Source organism: Serratia sp. YC16 (assembly GCF_009707615.1).
GTDB classification, from domain to species: Bacteria; Pseudomonadota; Gammaproteobacteria; order Enterobacterales; family Enterobacteriaceae; genus Serratia; species Serratia surfactantfaciens.
Window position 1 is genome coordinate 761,874 of sequence record NZ_WLYN01000001.1, and the last position, 17,759, is coordinate 779,632.

Sequence of the window (17,759 nt, forward strand, 5' to 3'; positions counted from 1 at the left end):
GGTCATAGGAGAAGTGCAATGGAGATCACCACTCTTCAGATTGTGCTGATATTTATCGTTGCCTGTATCGCCGGGATGGGTTCCGTCCTCGACGAGTTCCAGTTCCACCGTCCGTTGGTCGCCTGTACCCTGATAGGCTTCATCCTCGGCGACATGAAAACCGGCATCATCATCGGCGGTACGCTGGAAATGATCGCCCTGGGCTGGATGAACATCGGTGCGGCGGTCGCGCCGGATGCCGCCCTGGCCTCCATCATCTCGACCATTCTGGTCATCGCCGGCGGGCAAAGCGTCGGTGCCGGTATCGCCCTGGCCATTCCGCTGGCGGCAGCCGGCCAGGTATTGACCATCATCGTGCGTACCCTCACCGTAGCCTTCCAGCACGCGGCGGACAGCGCAGCGGAGCGCGGCAGCCTGCGCGCCATTAGCTGGATCCATGTCGGTGCCCTGCTGCTGCAGGCGATGCGTATCGCCATCCCGGCGGTCATCGTCGCCATCTCGGTCGGTACCGCCGGGGTACACGCCCTGCTCAACTCGATCCCGGAAGTCGTCACCAGCGGCCTGAACATCGCCGGCGGCATGATCGTGGTGGTCGGTTACGCGATGGTGATTAACATGATGCGTGCCGGCTACCTGATGCCGTTCTTCTATCTCGGTTTCGTGACCGCCGCCTTCACCAACTTCAACCTGGTGGCGCTCGGCGTCATCGGCGTGGTGATGGCCGTGCTGTATATCCAGCTCAGCCCGAAATACAACAAGTCTCAGGTTGTACAGGCCGGCCCGGCTAACGCGAACGATCTCGATAACGAACTCGACTAGGAATAGGTGAGAGAAATGGTTGATACGACTGCTCAAAAGAAACTCACGCCGGCCGATATTCGCGGCGTATTCCTGCGCTCGAACCTGTTCCAGGGTTCATGGAACTTCGAACGCATGCAGGCGCTGGGTTTTTGCTTCTCGATGGTGCCGGTGATCCGCCGCCTGTATCCGGAAAACAATGACGATCGCAAACAGGCGATCAAGCGCCACCTTGAGTTCTTCAACACCCACCCTTACGTGGCGGCGCCGGTGCTCGGCGTAACCATGGCGATGGAAGAGCAACGCGCCAACGGCGCGCCGATTGACGACGCCGCAATCAACGGCATCAAGGTCGGTTTGATGGGGCCGTTGGCAGGCGTCGGTGACCCGATCTTCTGGGGCACCGTGCGGCCGGTGTTCGCCGCGCTCGGCGCCGGCATCGCCATGAGCGGCAGCCTGCTCGGGCCGATCCTGTTCTTCGTGCTGTTCAACCTGGTGCGCCTGCTGACCCGCTACTACGGCGTGGCCTACGGTTACCGTAAAGGGGTGGATATCGTCAACGACATGGGCGGTGGTTTCCTGCAGAAACTGACGGAAGGGGCGTCCATTCTCGGCCTGTTTGTCATGGGGGCGCTGGTCAACAAATGGACGCACGTGAATATCCCGCTGGTGGTGTCCAAGATAACCGACCAGACCGGGCATACCAACGTCACCACGGTGCAGACCATCCTCGACCAGTTGATGCCGGGCCTGGTGCCACTGCTGCTGACCTTCGCCTGTATGTGGCTGCTGCGCAAGAAAGTCAACGCGCTGTGGATCATCATCGGCTTCTTCGTCATCGGCATCTTTGGCTATTGGATTGGCCTGCTGGGCCTGTAATCGTTAGAAACGGCCGGGGGGCGACCCCCGGCTTTTTTATGTGTGGAGCAAGAGATGTCACTGACCGACGCCGTACTGATGCTGTTTATCGCCCTGCTGTTGCTGTACTCGCTGTATGACGAACTCGGCATGGATCTGCTGAAAGGCAAAACGCGGCTTAAAGTGCCGCTCAAACGCCGCAACCGCCTCGACAGCCTGATTTTCGTCGGCCTGATCGCCATTCTGATTTACCGCAATGTCACCGACAATGGTGCGGTACTCACCACCTATCTGCTTATTTCTTTAGCGCTGCTTGCGATCTATATCTTTTATATTCGCTCCCCCAAGATGCTGTTTAAAGCGCACGGTTTTTTCTTCGCCAATGTGTTTGTCGAATATAACCGCATTAAAGCCATGAATTTATCGGAGGATGGCATTCTGGCCGTCGATCTGGAACAGCGTCGGTTGTTGGTTCAAGTGACGCACCTGGACGACCTGGAGAAGATTTATCATTTTTTTGTTGATAATCAATAAATAAAGAAACAGTCATTTTTCAATTGCTCAAACCCTGCGCTGCTTATGGATAATTAATCGGCAGCGCAATTCCCTTCTGACTATTATTTCCGCAACATTGTTACCCCTGGCTACATTATATTCCCAGATGAAATTAGATTAATGAAAACGAGTCTCAATTAAGAACAGACATTGCCACAGAATAAGGTTGTCGGTGGCGGAAATAATATGGTATGGTTGCGCCGTCATTGGGGAGTAGCCGGTTTCTGGAGAATAAAACGCCAGAAACGCCCGTATCAACATACTCGTTTCGCCGTAAGAAACGTGGTGCGGGCAGCCAGGTAAGGTTGGCGAGACCATAGACACGTAACTCCGTCGTTTGGTTGGGGGTGGGTTACGTGTATATGGAGCCACCCGGCCGAGGCTATTTCACATGAACCTTTCAGCAACACTTATTCTCGCTTTCGGCATGTCCATGGATGCTTTCGCCGCTTCGATCGGTAAAGGCGCCAGTCTGCATCAGCCCCGTTTCCGCGAAGCGATCCGCACCGGCCTGATCTTCGGCGTGGTCGAAGCGATCACCCCGCTCATCGGTTGGGCCATCGGCCTGTTCGCCAGTCAATACATCATGGAATGGGACCACTGGGTCGCCTTCTCGCTGCTGTTCATTCTCGGCATGCGCATGATCGTCGAAGGGGTGCGCAACAGGCCCGATGAAGAAGAGAAGGTCAAACGTCATGGCTTCTGGTTGCTGGTCGCCACCGCCATCGCCACCAGCCTCGACGCCATGGCAATCGGCGTCGGTCTGGCCTTCCTGCAGGTGAATATCGTGCACACCGCGATGGCCATCGGCTGCGCCACCATGATCATGGCGACGCTGGGCATGATGATCGGCCGCTTTATCGGCCCGCTGCTGGGCAAACGCGCCGAGATCCTCGGCGGCGTGGTGCTGATCGGTATCGGCGTCAACATCCTGCTGGAACACCTCGGTTATCTGGCCTGAGGCGATTGCTCTGCAAAAAAAAAACCTGCCGCGGCAGGTTTTTTTGTTTCTGAGCCCGGCGCTTTTAAGCCCGACGCCGATACAGCGCCAGGACGAAATCCGTCTCGCACACAAACTCCCCGCCGTCGGCCAACCGCTGCTGCACCTCCGGCGTGGCGCGCCAGGCGAACGGCGTCATCTGCAGCAGATTGGCGGCCTGCGTCCCCGGCAGGGTCATCGTATAGGCCAGCGTCTCTTTGCGCTCGCAGTCGAAACCGGCGAACTGTTCGTCCTGTTCGGCATGCAGCTGCACCTGTTGGTACACCTGCTCTTTCAGCTGGTACAGATGGCGCGGCCCCGGCGAAACCGTCACCACTACGCCGCCCGGTTTTACCACCCGCGCCAGCTCCTCCGCCTTGCAAGGCGCATAAATGCGCAGAACCGCATCCAGCGCCCCGTCGGCGAACGGCAAACGGTGGCTGGAGGCGACGCAGAACGAGACCGCCGGATAACGTTTGGCCGCGTAGCGGATCGCCACCTTGGCGACGTCCAGCCCATAGACCGTCATATTGCGTTTCTGTGCCAGCCGTGCGGCCACGGCGGCGGTGTAGTACCCTTCCCCACAGCCTATGTCCAATAACGCGCCTGCATCGGCCGCCAGCGCCAAATCCAGCCACTCGGCGACCTGCTCTTGCAGCGGCTGATAAAATCCGCCGTCGAGAAATGCGCGCCGCGCCTGCATCATTTCCGCGCTGTCCCCCGGCTGCTTCGATCGCTTGTGCTGCACCGGCAGCAGATTGACGTAGCCTTCTTTCGCTTGATCGAACTGATGATTGCCGTCGCAACGCCATTGTTGTGAGGAAAAATGCAGCGGCTGATGACACAGGGGACATTGATAAGACATGAATGGGCTTCCAGAAAGACAGGGCGCGGCTAGTCTAAAGAAGGCGCCGGCCCGATGCAAGGCGCATCCCCGCTCGCTTTCACCGCCAACAACACCTGGTCAAGCGGGGAAAAAGCTGGCTACACTGAGAGTCTGTTTTCTCACGCAGGTGAAAATAACTTATGAGCGATCGTTCCGCGCTGCTCGATGCGGTGCCCCACATTCAGCACGGCTTCGGCAGCAAACTCGCGCTGCTGCCAGGGCATCTGCTGCCCTACAGCGCTACGCTGCCGGAAAAGAAGCAGGTGCACGGCACCCGCATCGTCGACGTGTTGCAACCGGCGCAGGCGTGCGGTGAGGCCGACGGCTTCTACACTCGCCAACCCGGCATTCTGCTCAGCGTGCTGACGGCGGACTGCCTGCCGGTGCTGTTCAGCCGCCGTGACGGCGGCGCCATCGCGGCGGTACACGCCGGTTGGCGCGGGTTGCTGGACGGCATTCTGGAACAGATGGCGGCGCGCATTCGCCAGGACGGCGACACCGCCGATTGGGTGGTTTCTATCGGCCCCGCCGCCGGCCCGTGCTGCTACGAAGTCGATGAAGCGCTGGTGGAAAATTTTAAACAGCGCCTGCCGCTGCCCGCTGCGCTGATTAGCCCGCATTATCGGCATCTGGATCTGGCCGCAATTGCCGAATACAAGCTGGCGGCGCTGGGCTTCGCCGCCGTTGACCGCGCCGGCAGCTGCACTATCTGCACGCCGGACGTCGACCCACAGCGGCCGCAGCGCTACAAATACACCAGCTATCGCCGCAACAGCCACCGGCGCGCGCAGGATCCGACGCATCCGGGGATCAAAGGCCGCAACCAGTACGCCGCCATCATCATCGCCGCCGGATGACGGAAACGAAAAAGCCCGCTCGAAGGCGGGCTTTTTGTACAGCTGACGCTGATTAGATAGCAGTAACGTTTACTGCAGATGGACCTTTCTGGCCATCTTGGATTTCGAACTCAACGTTCTGGCCTTCAGCCAGGGTTTTGAAGCCGTTACCCTGGATTGCAGAGAAGTGTACGAACACGTCTTTGCTGCCGTCAGCCGGGGTGATGAAACCGAAACCTTTAGACTCGTTGAACCACTTAACTTGACCTTTGATCTTTGCCATCTTGAGTATTTCCTTTGGATTGTTTAAACCGCCCGAGGGCGTTACATAGACAAACTAGAGTCGTTACTGCTTGAGGCACTAAGATAAGGATCGGCAGAGAAGCGGTATTCAACGCTAACGTCTTTACTCAGAACTTCTTTACTGAAAATGCCACACATATACAGAACTGTACCTCGTTTTACCCAGATGCGTTATCACATACTCTGTATGCGATGGCAAGCCATTTTTAATCACTGAACGACATGTCGCACATATTTGAAACGGTCGAGAGCCACATTTGCCTAAATAGGCCAAAAGATGTTGAAGCATCGGCTATTTTCTGCTTGCCGAAAACATCACGCCAAGCCCCGCATTCTGGTGATGTTTTAACAAAACTTTCATCGTTTTGACGCATGTCTATCCGCTCTTTTTCACCTTTTCTGCGCTTATAGCGTTAAAAAATTTGAATCTTTATGGAATTTGATATGCAACATTTGAATATCGATGAACGGGGAGCCATTTACGCCATGCTCCTCCGACCATTTACCGCACGAGAACGCACTCATCGCCGGTCTTCAGCCCTGCTGCCAAACGGCGCAAACGGCAGCGCCACGCGGGCAAGAGGCAGCGCCCCGCCCTGCGCAACGGATGCATAAGCATGCAAAGCCATGGCGCGTCTCCGCCGACCTGCGGCTTTCGCATAAATAATCCGAAGGCTGTTAGCCTCAATAGCCGGAATAATCTTATGCATGGTGAAAGTTCAACGTTGAATTAAATCCTGAAACAGAGTGGTTATTTGAATCACCGCCCGCGCTTATCAATTCTGCTAATTACTGTCACGCTTTCAAACCGTTGACATTATTCCTCCGGCGGGCGGATAGGCGATGCTTGCTGCAAGTTCTGCAACGCAATGCGCTCGCCAATCTTCAGCGGATGGAATTGATGTTGTTCCAACCCCGCTTCGCTCAACGCCAGATTCAACTGATGGGGCGGCTCATCCAGCGATTCATCCGCCAATTCGAACACCCCCCAATGGATGGGAATGGCGCGTGGTTGATTCAGCTGTCGATACAGCGTCACCGACTGCTGCGGATCCATATGCTGTTCCTGCATGAACCAGCGCGGCGCATAGGCCCCAATCGGCAACGCCGCCACGTCGAACGGCCCCAGCCGGTGTCCGATCTCCGCCAGCCGCTCCGAATAGCCGCTGTCGCCGGAAAAGTAGAAGCGCAGCGCCGGATGGTGGATCACCCAGCCGCACCACAGAGAACGGTTGCGATCCCACAGCGTGCGCATGCTCCAGTGCCGCGCCGGCGTAGCGTAGACCGTCAGCTCGCCCAACGACAGACTCTGCCACCAGTCGAGCTCATGCACGTTCAGCCGATAGCGGCGAAACCAGCGCTTCAATCCGAGCGGCACGATGAACTCGGCCCGAGGAAAACGCCGCGCCAGTTGCCGCACCGTGCGCCTGTCGAGATGGTCATAATGGTTATGAGAGATCAGCACCGCGTCCACCGCCGGCAGTTGCCCCACCGCCAGCGGCGGCGGCGTTCTGCGTTTCGGGCCGTAAAAGCTCAGCGGCGACGCGCGTTCGGACAACACCGGATCGATCAGGACATAGCGCCCCCCCAACCGCAGCAGCATTGAGGCATGCCCCAACCACCAGACGCTGTCGTCGCTGCCGCTGAGATCGGCAGGTTGCCACCAGCGCTCGGTAAACTGCGCGTAACCGTGCTGCGGCGGCTTGGGCAATCCCTGCCGCTTGCGTTCATCCTGCCAACGCTGAAGGTCGCCCTCCTGGCGCTGCGAAGGCTCCGGGTTGCGAAATCCCTCCGGCGTGTGATGCGCCTTGGCCGCGTCGTAATAACGGTTGATTCTTTTCATTCAGCCTCTTCTCCCGACCGCTGCGCCCCGCACGGGCATGACCTTCAGTGTAACAAACCCGATGAAGCTCGCACTTCGTCAGCCGTGCGCTGCATCGCGGGAGCTTTTGCCGTATGCTGTTGTCTCACTTCGGTGAGCAGCCAGGGCCGCCAAGAGCCCGTTAAGACTCTCTTAAGATCTTTGTGATTGACTTGTAGGGCATACAGAAAAGGAGAAGTTATGAGCCGTTCTACATCCCGTAAATCAGGCGCAGGCCTGGGACGCCGTATTCGCCGCGCGCTGCTGGCGCAGAAGCAATACTGGAAAATGTATTTCGCCATGAAGCTGCGCCGCCTGCGCGTACCTGCACCGCTGGTGGTGCTGGGCGGTTCGCTGCTCGGGTTCTTCATGTTGACCCTGCTGATGCTCAGCGTGGTGGCCATCGACGTGATCAGCACTCTGCTGCTGTTGTGTCGGAAACTGCTGGGGCGGGATCGCAGTGAGGGGCGCGCCTTTATGCCGCGCGGCTGACGAAAAGAGAGCGGAGGCGCCAATACGCCTCCGCACGCAGATTAACGCTTGGCGCCTTTGCGGCGCGTCAGCATAAACCCGCCCCACAGCACCGCAACCCACACCGGCATCAGCAACACCGAAATGCGGATCCCTTCGCTGAAATACATTATCACCAGAATCAGGCCGAGGAACGCCAGGCACAGGTAGTTGCCGAACGGATACCACAGCGCTTTAAAGCTCGGAATAACGCCCTGCCGGTTCTTCGCCGCGCGGAATTTCAGGTGCGCCAGGCAGATCATAACCCAGTTGATCACCAGCGTGGACACCACCAGCGCCATCAGCAGCTCAAACGCCTTGCCGGGCATCAGGTAGTTGATCAGCACGCCGACCGAGGTAATCAGCGCCGACAGCGCGATGGACAGCACTGGCACCCCACGTTTGTTGACGCGCGTCAGCGCCTTCGGCGCATTGCCCTGGCTGGCCAGCCCGAACAGCATGCGGCTGTTGGCATAAACGCCGCTGTTGTAGACCGACAGTGCGGCGGTCAGCACCACCACGTTGAGCACGGTCGCCACCAGATTGCTGTTCAGCGCATGGAAGATCAGCACGAACGGGCTGCCGCCCTCCACCACTTGTCCCCACGGATAGAGCGAAAGCAGCACGGTCAGCGAGCCGATATAGAAGATCAAAATGCGGTACACCACCTGATTGGTGGCTTTGGGAATGCTGCGACGCGGGTCCGCGGCTTCCGCTGCGGTAATGCCGACCATTTCCAACCCGCCGAACGAGAACATGATCACCGCCATCGCCATCACCAGCCCGGAGAAGCCGTGCGGCATAAAGCCGCCCTGCTGCCACAGGTTGGTGATGCTGGCCTGCGGTCCGCCGTTGCCGCTGACCAGCAGCCAGGCACCGAACACGATCATGCCGACAATCGCCACCACTTTGATGATCGCAAACCAAAACTCGGTTTCGCCGTACAGACGCACGTTCACCAGGTTTATCAGGTTGATCAGCACGAAGAACAGCGCGGCCGAGGCCCAGGTGGGGATCTCCGGCCACCAGTACTGAATGTAGATGCCGACGGCGGTCAACTCCGCCATGCCGACCAGAATGAACATCGCCCAATAGTTCCAGCCGGAAAGGAAGCCGGCGAAATCGCCCCAATATTTATAGGCAAAGTGGCTGAAAGATCCGGCGACCGGCTCCTCCACCACCATTTCGCCCAGTTGGCGCATGATCAAAAACGCGATAAAACCGCCGATGGCGTAGCCCAACAGCACGGCGGGGCCGGCCATTTTAATGGTTTGCGCAATGCCGAGAAATAAACCGGTTCCGATGGCGCCCCCGAGGGCAATAAGCTGTATATGTCTGTTTTTTAAGCCGCGTTTTAGCGGGGTATCCTGATGCTGACCGCCCATCTTATCCTCATATGGCGTACACCCTTGCCGTTATCGGCCAAGATTTCACCAATCAATAAATGTATCTGCGGGCGGCTTTTTAACACTTAACCCCGTGAGCATCAAGGAGTAGCGCCCCGAGACGGTAGGCCGGAGCGCGATTTTTTAACCGAGGGAGAGCAAGTAATGACGGCGTTCAGCTAGGCATACCGCACAGTTTGGTCAGGTTGCGCGCGCCGATCATCAGCGTCGCGACATAAGATTGACTACGCGTAACCACTTCCACCGCCACGCGATCGTTTTGATATTTTATCAGGTAGGTCGAAGGCCACCCCTGACGACGCTGGCCGAAGCTTTCGGCATGACGATCGATCGCCGCGTGGGCAATCACCAGATGAGACAAGTTTTTATCACCTTTGATAATGCGCTTCATAAACAGCCTCCGCCAACGACAGCTCTGTTATTAGAAAAAGGAGAAACTCTTACCAATCACCGGTATTTTTATCGAATCAGTTAGCCTGTTGGCTCATCAGGAAACAGATCATCGCCGCGCGCAGCGGGCTGGCGCAGTCCGCCTGCCATTCACCGCCCTGGGTGCTCATGCGCGCTTGCCACTGCGGGCTGTCGCTTTGCTGGTCGGGGTTCAGACTGATTTTGTTGGCGCAAATGATCGGCCAGGCATCGGAGGGATTCTTGCAGTAATCTTTACCTTTCACACCACCGTAAGGATACCACTTGTCCGGGTTCTCTCCGGTCAGCAGCGCGATGCTGCGGTTCACTTCGGCATCGCTTTCTTCGTACCATTTAATCATCGGCTTTATCCATCTTTTGTAAGGTTCGCGCTACATTACGATGTCTATACGACAGTTTTATGACAGCGTCGCCGGTTTTCACATTATCTCTACTAATGTTTTATCCCCTTTATCTTTCCTCATCGCCTGCGTACACTTTTTGCCTGTTTACCGCCCAGGAAACGCCTACATGTTGACCGGTCTCAACCATCTGACGCTCGCCGTCCACGATCTCGATCGCAGCGTCGATTTTTATCATCATCTGTTGGGGTTTATCCCGCACGCCCGTTGGCAAGGCGGCGCCTATCTTTCGTTGGGGGCCTTGTGGCTGTGCCTGTCGGTGGATGAATCGCGCACGCCACAAAACGCGCGCGATTATACCCACTACGCCTTCAGCGTAGCGCCGGAGCACATGGAGCAGGTCAGCGAGCGATTGCGCCAGAGCGGCGTAGAAGAGTGGAAAAGCAATCGCAGCGAAGGCGAATCGCTCTATTTTCTCGATCCCGATGGGCATCAGTTGGAGATTCATGCCGGCGATCTGGCCAGCCGCCTGGCGGCGTGCCGGGAAACCCCCTATCAAGGCATGGTGTTTTACTGAGGCGCTCCGGCGGCGCGGCCGCCAGCCGGAGCACATGTTCAGCGTTCGGGGATAAAACCTTTGAAGTTCAGCGCGGGGCTGAGTTCGTCGTCATCCGCGTCAGCATCGGCGCCGCGGGCGCTGTGCGCCAGACGCTTCAACAGCGCCGTTTGCTGGCGTTGCTGCTCGGCAATTTCCTGCAGCAGGCGAACCTGCTCGTTGGCGCGCACGCTGGCGCGGTTCACCAGGAACCAGACCCACAGCCCCACCAGCAACGCCACGGCGGCGAGGGCCAGCGACAGCAGGCCGTTCTGGCCAAAACCTAAATCGTACATGGACAACCCTATCTACTGCGACATTCAGGCCGCCATCTTAACACTCGCAGCGGTCGTGCGAACATCCCCGCCAAAAAAGCTTACCAGGGCACGAAGCGCGTCACCGAACAGATGCCCAGCGCGAAATTTCCGCCATCGTCGCAATAACTGTCCAGCGCCAACAGGTAGAAAAACAGGCAGGCAGCGACGGCCGTCATTATCACGAGGATTTTTTTTCGCAACAAATTTAGCAGCCTCATTGTTATCTGGGTAATCTATCGCGCATGTTATCACAGCGAAGTTAAACGAAGTTTAACTTGTCGTTTAGATTTCTGGCTACCGCCCATTTTTCAGACTGTTACCCTTGCCCTCACGCCGCCGCCGTGGCTAGATGCACACTCAGGGATAACGAGGAAGCGCAATGAGCAAATTGATTAAGTGGGTTCTGGTGTTGGCGGTCATTTACGGCGGTTTTTTGATCTCGGGCTACGGCGTGCTGATCGGCAGCAACAAGAACGTCGGCGGGTTGGGTTTGCAGTGCAAATATCTGACTGCGCGCAACGTGGCGATCGCCCAGTATGTCAATGGCGACAACGGTTTCATCGGCGTAGCCGACTGTCCGCTGTTCAAGAAAATCGAAACGGTGGTGGATTAACCGCCACCGCCAGATGCCGCCGCGCTGCGGCGGCCCCGCCTCAGTTGCGGGTAAACTTCATTTCGATCAGCGCAATCGCCTTGTCAATCGCTCGGCGAGTCACCGGATCGGCGCCGGCAGGGTGGGTGGAGAAATCGATGCTTTTGAGCTGGCCCGCCATCTTGTCGCGCACTTCGGTCGGCGCAATCACGTCGATAACGTCCAGAATCTGTTTGATGACCAGTTGGCAAGCGACCAGATCGGAAGCCAGTTCCTGCTCGTTGCTCAGCATGTCAGACATAATAATTTTTCCTCTTGATTCAAACGCCGCACAGAATAACACGCCGCCCGCGGCATTGCCTGCTCTCCCCGCCTTTTTCCCCATTCTGCGCACCACCGAGCAAAAGCCCGCGGCGGATTGGCCTATACTTGCAGCATGACGGTGGCAAAAACCACCCCTAAGCCACAACCAACAGGAGAAAGTTATGGCGAATCACAATGTGAAATCCTGGGCGACAGTGCGTGAAACTTCGGTGGAAATCGCCGAAGCCATTTTTGAACTGGCAGGGAACGACGAAGTGTTGGCGCAGAAGATCTGGGAAGAAGGCAGCGACGAAGCGTTGGAGAAGGCGTTCGCTAAAACCACCGCCGACCAGCTGTATTGGGGAGAGGAAACCGTCGAGCGGAAAAACGTTTAAGCCATCACGCAACAAAAAGCCCGGGTTTCTGACCCAGGCTTTCCCGATTGGCGATCGCCCTGCTCAGCGGCGGGCAAATTCTCTTGATCTCACGGCTCTTCACCTCCCACACCTTCCGCATTTTTCATGCTCATCACCGGCATCGCCATAAAAGCGCCGACGCCCACGATTACAACCAGAGTAATAATCACTGTCATTAACATGCGATCACCCCATCAACGTTGAGTTGTTACGGCTGACTCTGTTTTGGCGGTTATTTGCTGTGGCCTGCTCTGCGTCACCCACCGCGGCGGCGACAGTCTCAGATTAGCCGTTTTTCCTTTCGACTGACAAGCGGCGGTTAAACGGTTTTTCCGAATAATTGCCCTCTGTCATCGGCGGCGTTTTTGTCCGCGGCGGCAAGTTGTGTATACTTCACCGCTATGTAGATCTCACACTGACGCACTGATGATACAAGAACACCATCTCTCATTGGTCTGCGCCCTCAGCAAATGGGTCGAAACTCACCTCGGGCGAGTGATCCATCTCGAAGAGCTGGCCGAGTACTCCGGCTACTCGCTGTGGCACATGCAAAAGCTGTTCAAAGAAGCGACAGGGATTTCGCTGGGCAAATACATTCGCGAACGCCGTCTGGCCGGCGCGGTCTATCAACTGCGCAGCAGCGAAGCGTCGATCTTCGATATCGCCCTGGACTTTGGTTTCGGCTCGCAGTCCCATTTCACCTACATGTTCAGAAAGCGTTTTAATATCACGCCTTATGATTTCCGTCAGGATTTGAGCGTCGATCTGCACATCGACCCGCCGTTGCACGTCATTCACCAAAAATCCGCCTGATCTCCCCCGCCGTAAACCGGCGGGCTAGCGTGCGCCCCATACCGCCAGCAGCGCGATCAGGGCCGGCAACGCCTGCACCCACAGGATCTTGCGATTGGCGGTCAGTCCGCCGAACACGCCGGCCGCCAGCACGCAGCCGAGAAAGAACAGCTGCAGAGCGATATCCTCGCGCCAGTAACCCCATGCCAGTCCCAACGCCAGAAAGCCGTTGTACAACCCCTGATTGGCGGCCAATACCCACGTGGCCGCGGCAAACTCCGCCGTCGTGCCGAATGCCCGTCTGCCGAGCGGCGCACGCCACAGGAACATTTCCAGCACCAGGATATAAAGATGGAGAGCGGCAATTAGCAGCAGCAAAATGTCGGCGAATAGCTTCATGATTATCCTTAACGCTTATTTGAAGATGCCATTAAGTATAAGCGTACTGCCAATATCACCAGACGTTGGCGAAAAAAAACCCGCCGAAGCGGGTTTATGCAGGAGTCATTTTTTGAGGTTAATTTAACACGGCGACCAATAATGCCGCGACAGAGACCCAAAACAGCGCCGTAGCGATCACGACATGGGACAGTCTTGCACGATAGAGTACCTGGCTCATAATGACCTCACTGACATCTGACTAACGGGAGACAGCCTGACTTCCTGAGGATTATCCTAAACTTCTTTTCATTGTCGTTATATGAACCCGATCACTGTTTCGCCGAGAAAGCTTATATTGTCGTAAAGCTGGTGCCGCGATCACATTAATTGCGCCTTATTAGAGCAAAATAAACCGAATAATCGCGGCGATTATAGCTTAATGCTATCAAACATCGCTCCAGGGCAGGCGCGGCGCGGTCATTCGCTCGCCGGAATAGCCGCTAACGGCAGGGAAACGCGGTGTTCCTTGCTCCCAATCATGCTGGGCCTGAATAATGTCTGCCTTACTATGGCCAACAAAATTCCACCAGATAAGGATCTCTTCGTTTAACGGCGTTCCGCCGATTAATAATCCCCGGCTGCCTTTTTGAGAATTTAACTCGATAGAGTTATTTTTTATGCCCAAATAGGCAAACTCGTCAGGTGAAAAGATGTCGCCATTAAGTTCAAAGGTGCCAATCAGCGGCAGAAAACCGATTTCATAATCCTCGCGCAGCGGCAATGTTATCGTCGCCGTTTCCTGCCATTCCATATCAATGGCGATGAGCGGCGAAAGGGTAAACACCGGCGAACGATAAGCGCCAAACTCGCCGACCAACAAACGGTGATTCACGCCATTATTTTGCCAGTGCGGTAAATCAGGGTAATGATCAAAACGCGGCGCCATATCGGCATGCTCGGCCGGCAACGCAATCCACAGTTGCGCGGCGTGTAATCGGCGCGCTTCGCCCACCGACTGTTCCGTATGCGCGATGCCGTGTCCCGCAGTCATCAGATTGACCTGGCCCGGGCGGATCAGCTGTTCGCTGCCGAGGCTATCGCGGTGCAACACCTCCCCCTCGATCATCCAGGTAAAAGTTTGCAGACCGGTGTGCGGATGCGGCCCCACATCCATGCCAGGCGACGTGCCGTTAAATACCGTCGGCCCGGCGTGATCGAGAAAACACCAGGCACCGACGGTGCGTCGCTCACGAGTGGGCAACGCGCGGTTGATCGGAATGCCCCCCACTTCGGCGTTACGCACGGCAATACGCTGGATCTGGCGCACGCCGTCAAGGACGGGGCGCTCGCGTGAAGGTAAAGAACGCGTAGGACGGGACTGACTCATCGCAAAGACCTCCTGAATGACGCCGATTCGCCAAAGGCAACCGCCCCAGCTTAGCACAGGACAGCCTCCCCCGGAGAACGACCACCTCAGGCGCATTCGCGCGGATTAAGGCGCTTTGATATAGCAGCTTTTGATGTCGATATCGTCTTGCGCGTGCCTGAGATCGGAAAAATAGGTCACGCCAAAAAGAATGGATACGACCAGCAGCACGGAAACCAACAGGCCGATAATCGCCAGCAGTTTGGTTTCATCATGGAGATTAGGCTCCATTTTATCTCCCCTAGTTAATCGCGTCAGGTCACCCACAGCGTGACCGCCAGCGTAAAAATAATCAGCGAGCAGGACGCAATCGCCAGCACGACGATCGCAAATTGCGCATCACCCAAGGTTTCTCGATAGTTTTTATCCGTTGAGGCATTGCGCTGTTGTTTCACTAAATCGGTTTTCACTCGTTCAACTACTGCATTGCTGCTTGATGGGGCAAGACGCCCCCTCAGAATGGGATTGAAGCCGCCATCATGGTCTTTCAGGGCTCAACCGGGGCATGACGCTATCAATTTTCACCATCAGGGTCAACACTCCCCCATCAGGCAAACGACAGGAAACGCCAGATATAGGTAACTTTTATTGGGTTCGAAGGGAAATAAAAGATGCTTATGACAGGGCGCAAAAAAAAGCCCGGCATGCAACCGGGCTATGGCGGAACGCCGGGTTATTGCGGGATACGCAAGACTTGCCCCGGATAGATTTTGTCCGGGCTCGACAGCATCGGTTTGTTGGCGTCGAAAATCTTGTTGTACAAATTAGCGTTGCCGTACATCTCTTTGGAAATCGCGCTCAGCGTATCGCCTTTCTTCACGGTATAGAAACGGCTCTCGGCATCGGATTGCGCGACCGCCACCTTGTCTTCCACGCCGCTGATACCCGCCACGTTGCCGATCGCGACCAGAATCTTCTCTTTCAATTCCTGGCTGACGGCGTCGCCGGTTACGACGGCTTTCCCATCGACGACCTGCACATCGACCTTGTCGGTACCCGGCAAGCCGCTCTTATCGAGATGCTCCTTGAGTTTGGCGCTTTGATCTTCGGCGGAGGCATTGCCGGTGACTGTGTCCCACAGTTTTTCGCCCGCTTCTTTGACGAAGTTAAACAAGCCCATATTCACTCCTTTTGATGGTTGCACTAATGCGTTGAAGTAAGGCCTGTTAAGCTTAGCACCGTCAAAAGGATATGCCATCCGCTCGCGACGCCAGAAAGGGTTAGAGAATTCCGAAAGTGCCGCAAGCCGTGCTTCGGTGGCGATTTATCAGGCAATGATGCTGAAAAATCGCGCTTTTTTGCCTACACTGTTGCAGACAGGGCGGCTCGACGAAGGAGGCGTGCAACGATGTACGCATTGGTGATGTTTGTCTGTTATCTGGATGGCGGCTGCAGTGAGATGGTAGTCGACATATTGCGCGACGAACCGCAATGCCTGGTGGCGATGAAGGAACAGAACCTGCGCCACGCCGGCTGTTATCCCATGGAAGAGTTTATCGACGGCTTTTGGTTACCAGCCAGCGAATACTCGGATTTTTAATCCTTTCCCACGCTGATGGCTGAGGAATTTCTGATTTCATCGGAAACTTCGTCTTCCTCCGAGGCATGAGGCCGCTGTTTTGCTAAATTGCGGCTCCCGAAGAAGAGAGACAGAGAAAGGTCATGTCAGCATCGGCTCATTCTAACGAGCATTATGAAACTCTGCTGCGCGACGTCAGCCTGGCGTTAGGCGACGCGGTGTTGCAGTTAATCAAAAACCACAAAAAGGTATCCGGCGGCAATATTCTTTCACAGCTGGTGAAGGAAATAGAGCGCGAGCAGGATCAGCAGCGTTTCGCCGCGCTGCGTTCCGCCATTGAGCTGGTGGGGCTGGCGCCAAAAGGCTGAGTCCCCAATAGAACGAAGGCAGGGCTTGCACCCTGCCTGATTACCGATCCCGACACAGGATGAAGGTAATGAGAGAAACTTAGAAGCGGTAGGTCAGGTTGACGGCAACGATGTCGTCGGTGTTCAGCTTCAGTTTGTTATCGTCGTTCAACTGGTTGATCTTGTAGTCGACGTAGGTGTACATGTTTTTGTTGAAGTAGTAAGTCGCGCCCACTTCCACGTATTTCACCAGATCGGCATCGCCAATCCCTTCAATATCCTTGCCTTTAGACTGCACGTAGGCCACGGACGGACGCAGACCGTTCTCGAACTGGTACTGGGCCACAACTTCGAAGTTTTGCGTTTTGTTGGCGAAGCCGGAAGTGCCATTGACGCTGATCGGCGTCATGTTGCGCGTATCGGCATACATGGCCGCCAGATAGACCTGGTTGGCGTCATATTTGATTGCGGTGGTCCAGGCGGTGGCCTTGTCGCCTTTACCGTACTGCAGCGCCTTCTGATCGCCGGTGCGGCTGGAGTCGGAGAACGCCGCCGCAACGCCGATGCCGGTGCCGCCGATGTCCTGATAGTCCAGAGACATGCCGTAGCCGTCGCCGTTTTGCTTGGTCACGCTGCGCTTGTCTTCGTTGTTTTTACCCTGATACTGCAACGCCAGGTTCAGGCCTTCCACCAAACCGAAGAAGTCACGGTTGCGGTAGGTCGCCAGGCCGTTGGAGCGCGCGGTCATGTAGTTGTCAGTGTAGCTGTAGGAGTCGCCACCGAATTCCGGCAGCATATCGGTGTAGGCTTCGGCGTCATACACCACGCCGTAGTTGCGGCCGTAGTCGAATGAGCCGTAGTTGGCAAACTTCAGGCCGGCGAAGCCCAGACGCGTTTTGGTGCCGGTGGTGCCCTGCGCTTCGTCGTGGTTGGAAGCAACCTGGTATTCCCACTGGCCGTAACCGGTCAGCTGATCGTTGATTTGGGTTTCGCCTTTAAAACCCAGACGAACATAAGTTTTGTCCCCGTCTTCACCTTTGTCTTTGCTGAAAACGTGCTTGGCGGCAACGCGGCCGTACAGGTCGAGTTTATTGCCATCCTTATTATAGATTTCAGCCGCGTTGGCGAAGGAGGTGACCGCCCCGAGGGCGACAGCTAAGGCTAATACACTGCGTTTCATCATTTATTTTCCTAGATATTATAATTAGAACCCTGCCCGTCACGCCCAATTTATAATTTGGGCTGTGATTTTATCTTTTGGTATTTTATGAGCGCCCCTAATGTGGGGGTGATGTGACATTAGCATCAT

The 17,759-nt window shown here is 56.1% G+C and carries 29 protein-coding genes and 1 riboswitch; of the genes, 12 read left to right on the forward strand and 17 right to left on the reverse strand.

The window, feature by feature from the left end; all coding sequences use genetic code 11:
* The first annotated feature begins 18 nt into the window (after nt 1–18).
* The 4 genes from GKN89_RS03515 to mntP all read left to right on the forward strand — a co-directional run bounded on the left by GKN89_RS03515 (nt 19) and on the right by mntP (nt 3,172).
* Nucleotides 19–819 carry a PTS mannose/fructose/sorbose transporter subunit IIC gene (locus tag GKN89_RS03515; RefSeq protein WP_015378156.1) on the forward strand — a complete coding sequence of 267 codons (801 nt, stop codon included), beginning with the start codon at nt 19–21 and terminating at the stop codon, nt 817–819.
* 15 nt (nt 820–834) lie between these two features.
* Nucleotides 835–1,677 carry a PTS mannose transporter subunit IID gene (locus tag GKN89_RS03520; protein ID WP_015378157.1) on the forward strand — a complete coding sequence of 281 codons (843 nt, stop codon included), beginning with the start codon at nt 835–837 and terminating at the stop codon, nt 1,675–1,677.
* A gap of 54 nt (nt 1,678–1,731) precedes the next feature.
* Entirely contained in the window at nt 1,732–2,190 is a 459-nt protein-coding gene (locus GKN89_RS03525; RefSeq protein WP_154746348.1) for a DUF986 family protein, read from the forward strand.
* Nucleotides 2,191–2,407: 217 nt separating this feature from the next.
* Nucleotides 2,408–2,595: riboswitch (yybP-ykoY riboswitch) on the forward strand.
* A 7-nt stretch (nt 2,596–2,602) separates the two neighbouring features.
* Complete coding sequence (gene mntP / locus GKN89_RS03530; protein WP_025159822.1) at nt 2,603–3,172, forward strand: manganese efflux pump MntP; 570 nt, start codon at nt 2,603–2,605, stop codon at nt 3,170–3,172.
* Between the two features lie 64 nt (nt 3,173–3,236).
* Here mntP and rlmA read toward each other — a convergent pair whose 3' ends face one another.
* Nucleotides 3,237–4,055, reverse strand: a complete 819-nt coding sequence (gene rlmA, locus GKN89_RS03535) for a 23S rRNA (guanine(745)-N(1))-methyltransferase (protein WP_063918499.1) — start codon at nt 4,053–4,055, stop codon at nt 3,237–3,239.
* Nucleotides 4,056–4,216: 161 nt separating this feature from the next.
* On the opposite strand from rlmA, the gene pgeF reads away from it, so the two are divergent.
* Nucleotides 4,217–4,933 carry a peptidoglycan editing factor PgeF gene (gene pgeF / locus GKN89_RS03540; protein WP_019452846.1) on the forward strand — a complete coding sequence of 239 codons (717 nt, stop codon included), beginning with the start codon at nt 4,217–4,219 and terminating at the stop codon, nt 4,931–4,933.
* Between the two features lie 52 nt (nt 4,934–4,985).
* Here the strand turns inward: pgeF and cspE are convergent, their stop codons facing one another.
* From cspE to GKN89_RS03560, 4 genes are all read right to left on the reverse strand, one after another.
* Nucleotides 4,986–5,195: a transcription antiterminator/RNA stability regulator CspE gene (cspE, locus tag GKN89_RS03545; protein ID WP_002221949.1), complete on the reverse strand. Its 210-nt coding sequence runs from the start codon at nt 5,193–5,195 to the stop codon at nt 4,986–4,988.
* 41 nt (nt 5,196–5,236) lie between these two features.
* Nucleotides 5,237–5,353 carry a DUF2627 domain-containing protein gene (locus tag GKN89_RS03550; protein ID WP_002211058.1) on the reverse strand — a complete coding sequence of 39 codons (117 nt, stop codon included), beginning with the start codon at nt 5,351–5,353 and terminating at the stop codon, nt 5,237–5,239.
* Between the two features lie 68 nt (nt 5,354–5,421).
* Complete coding sequence (locus GKN89_RS03555; RefSeq protein WP_154746349.1) at nt 5,422–5,589, reverse strand: hypothetical protein; 168 nt, start codon at nt 5,587–5,589, stop codon at nt 5,422–5,424.
* A gap of 443 nt (nt 5,590–6,032) precedes the next feature.
* Nucleotides 6,033–7,058: an MBL fold metallo-hydrolase gene (locus tag GKN89_RS03560; protein WP_019452847.1), complete on the reverse strand. Its 1,026-nt coding sequence runs from the start codon at nt 7,056–7,058 to the stop codon at nt 6,033–6,035.
* Nucleotides 7,059–7,277: 219 nt separating this feature from the next.
* Here GKN89_RS03560 and GKN89_RS03565 point away from each other — a divergent pair, with 219 nt between their 5' ends.
* Nucleotides 7,278–7,568: a hypothetical protein gene (locus GKN89_RS03565; protein WP_154746350.1), complete on the forward strand. Its 291-nt coding sequence runs from the start codon at nt 7,278–7,280 to the stop codon at nt 7,566–7,568.
* Nucleotides 7,569–7,609: 41 nt separating this feature from the next.
* On the opposite strand, the gene GKN89_RS03570 is transcribed toward GKN89_RS03565, so the two are convergent.
* The 3 genes from GKN89_RS03570 to GKN89_RS03580 form a co-directional block, all read right to left on the reverse strand.
* Nucleotides 7,610–8,971, reverse strand: coding sequence for an amino acid permease (locus GKN89_RS03570; protein ID WP_019452849.1), 1,362 nt, complete (start codon nt 8,969–8,971; stop codon nt 7,610–7,612).
* Nucleotides 8,972–9,146: 175 nt separating this feature from the next.
* A complete protein-coding gene (locus GKN89_RS03575; RefSeq protein ID WP_154746351.1) occupies nt 9,147–9,383 on the reverse strand; it encodes a DUF4060 family protein in 237 nt (78 codons plus the stop codon).
* A 76-nt stretch (nt 9,384–9,459) separates the two neighbouring features.
* Entirely contained in the window at nt 9,460–9,762 is a 303-nt protein-coding gene (locus tag GKN89_RS03580; RefSeq protein ID WP_154746352.1) for a phage protein NinX family protein, read from the reverse strand.
* 169 nt (nt 9,763–9,931) lie between these two features.
* Here GKN89_RS03580 and fos point away from each other — a divergent pair, with 169 nt between their 5' ends.
* Nucleotides 9,932–10,339, forward strand: coding sequence for a fosfomycin resistance glutathione transferase (gene fos, locus GKN89_RS03585; RefSeq protein WP_154746353.1), 408 nt, complete (start codon nt 9,932–9,934; stop codon nt 10,337–10,339).
* A gap of 38 nt (nt 10,340–10,377) precedes the next feature.
* Here the strand turns inward: fos and GKN89_RS03590 are convergent, their stop codons facing one another.
* A complete protein-coding gene (locus GKN89_RS03590; protein WP_019452852.1) occupies nt 10,378–10,653 on the reverse strand; it encodes a YebO family protein in 276 nt (91 codons plus the stop codon).
* A gap of 80 nt (nt 10,654–10,733) precedes the next feature.
* Nucleotides 10,734–10,892: a PhoP/PhoQ regulator MgrB gene (locus GKN89_RS03595; protein ID WP_004927688.1), complete on the reverse strand. Its 159-nt coding sequence runs from the start codon at nt 10,890–10,892 to the stop codon at nt 10,734–10,736.
* A 161-nt stretch (nt 10,893–11,053) separates the two neighbouring features.
* On the opposite strand from GKN89_RS03595, the gene GKN89_RS03600 reads away from it, so the two are divergent.
* Entirely contained in the window at nt 11,054–11,287 is a 234-nt protein-coding gene (locus tag GKN89_RS03600) for a YobH family protein (protein ID WP_004927690.1), read from the forward strand.
* 40 nt (nt 11,288–11,327) lie between these two features.
* Here the strand turns inward: GKN89_RS03600 and GKN89_RS03605 are convergent, their stop codons facing one another.
* Entirely contained in the window at nt 11,328–11,567 is a 240-nt protein-coding gene (locus GKN89_RS03605) for a DUF2766 family protein (RefSeq protein ID WP_004927692.1), read from the reverse strand.
* Between the two features lie 184 nt (nt 11,568–11,751).
* Here GKN89_RS03605 and GKN89_RS03610 point away from each other — a divergent pair, with 184 nt between their 5' ends.
* Complete coding sequence (locus GKN89_RS03610) at nt 11,752–11,964, forward strand: YccJ family protein (RefSeq protein WP_004927694.1); 213 nt, start codon at nt 11,752–11,754, stop codon at nt 11,962–11,964.
* Between the two features lie 447 nt (nt 11,965–12,411).
* Complete coding sequence (locus tag GKN89_RS03615; RefSeq protein ID WP_004927697.1) at nt 12,412–12,798, forward strand: helix-turn-helix domain-containing protein; 387 nt, start codon at nt 12,412–12,414, stop codon at nt 12,796–12,798.
* A 24-nt stretch (nt 12,799–12,822) separates the two neighbouring features.
* Here the strand turns inward: GKN89_RS03615 and GKN89_RS03620 are convergent, their stop codons facing one another.
* The 5 genes from GKN89_RS03620 to lysM all read right to left on the reverse strand — a co-directional run bounded on the left by GKN89_RS03620 (nt 12,823) and on the right by lysM (nt 15,704).
* Nucleotides 12,823–13,176: a DUF1304 domain-containing protein gene (locus GKN89_RS03620; protein ID WP_019452855.1), complete on the reverse strand. Its 354-nt coding sequence runs from the start codon at nt 13,174–13,176 to the stop codon at nt 12,823–12,825.
* A gap of 427 nt (nt 13,177–13,603) precedes the next feature.
* A complete protein-coding gene (locus GKN89_RS03625) occupies nt 13,604–14,545 on the reverse strand; it encodes a pirin family protein (RefSeq protein WP_154746354.1) in 942 nt (313 codons plus the stop codon).
* A 105-nt stretch (nt 14,546–14,650) separates the two neighbouring features.
* Complete coding sequence (locus GKN89_RS24285; RefSeq protein WP_019452857.1) at nt 14,651–14,815, reverse strand: hypothetical protein; 165 nt, start codon at nt 14,813–14,815, stop codon at nt 14,651–14,653.
* 23 nt (nt 14,816–14,838) lie between these two features.
* Nucleotides 14,839–14,994 (reverse strand): hypothetical protein, encoded by a 156-nt coding sequence (locus GKN89_RS03630; RefSeq protein WP_019452858.1) that lies wholly within the window; start codon nt 14,992–14,994, stop codon nt 14,839–14,841.
* Nucleotides 14,995–15,257: 263 nt separating this feature from the next.
* Nucleotides 15,258–15,704, reverse strand: coding sequence for a peptidoglycan-binding protein LysM (gene lysM, locus GKN89_RS03635; RefSeq protein WP_019452859.1), 447 nt, complete (start codon nt 15,702–15,704; stop codon nt 15,258–15,260).
* A 228-nt stretch (nt 15,705–15,932) separates the two neighbouring features.
* On the opposite strand from lysM, the gene GKN89_RS03640 reads away from it, so the two are divergent.
* Nucleotides 15,933–16,124, forward strand: coding sequence for a YebW family protein (locus GKN89_RS03640; RefSeq protein WP_004934567.1), 192 nt, complete (start codon nt 15,933–15,935; stop codon nt 16,122–16,124).
* A gap of 122 nt (nt 16,125–16,246) precedes the next feature.
* Nucleotides 16,247–16,471 (forward strand): biofilm development regulator YmgB/AriR family protein, encoded by a 225-nt coding sequence (locus tag GKN89_RS03645; RefSeq protein ID WP_019452860.1) that lies wholly within the window; start codon nt 16,247–16,249, stop codon nt 16,469–16,471.
* 79 nt (nt 16,472–16,550) lie between these two features.
* On the opposite strand, the gene ompC is transcribed toward GKN89_RS03645, so the two are convergent.
* Entirely contained in the window at nt 16,551–17,633 is a 1,083-nt protein-coding gene (gene ompC, locus GKN89_RS03650) for a porin OmpC (protein ID WP_304621490.1), read from the reverse strand.
* Between the last annotated feature and the right edge of the window lie 126 nt (nt 17,634–17,759).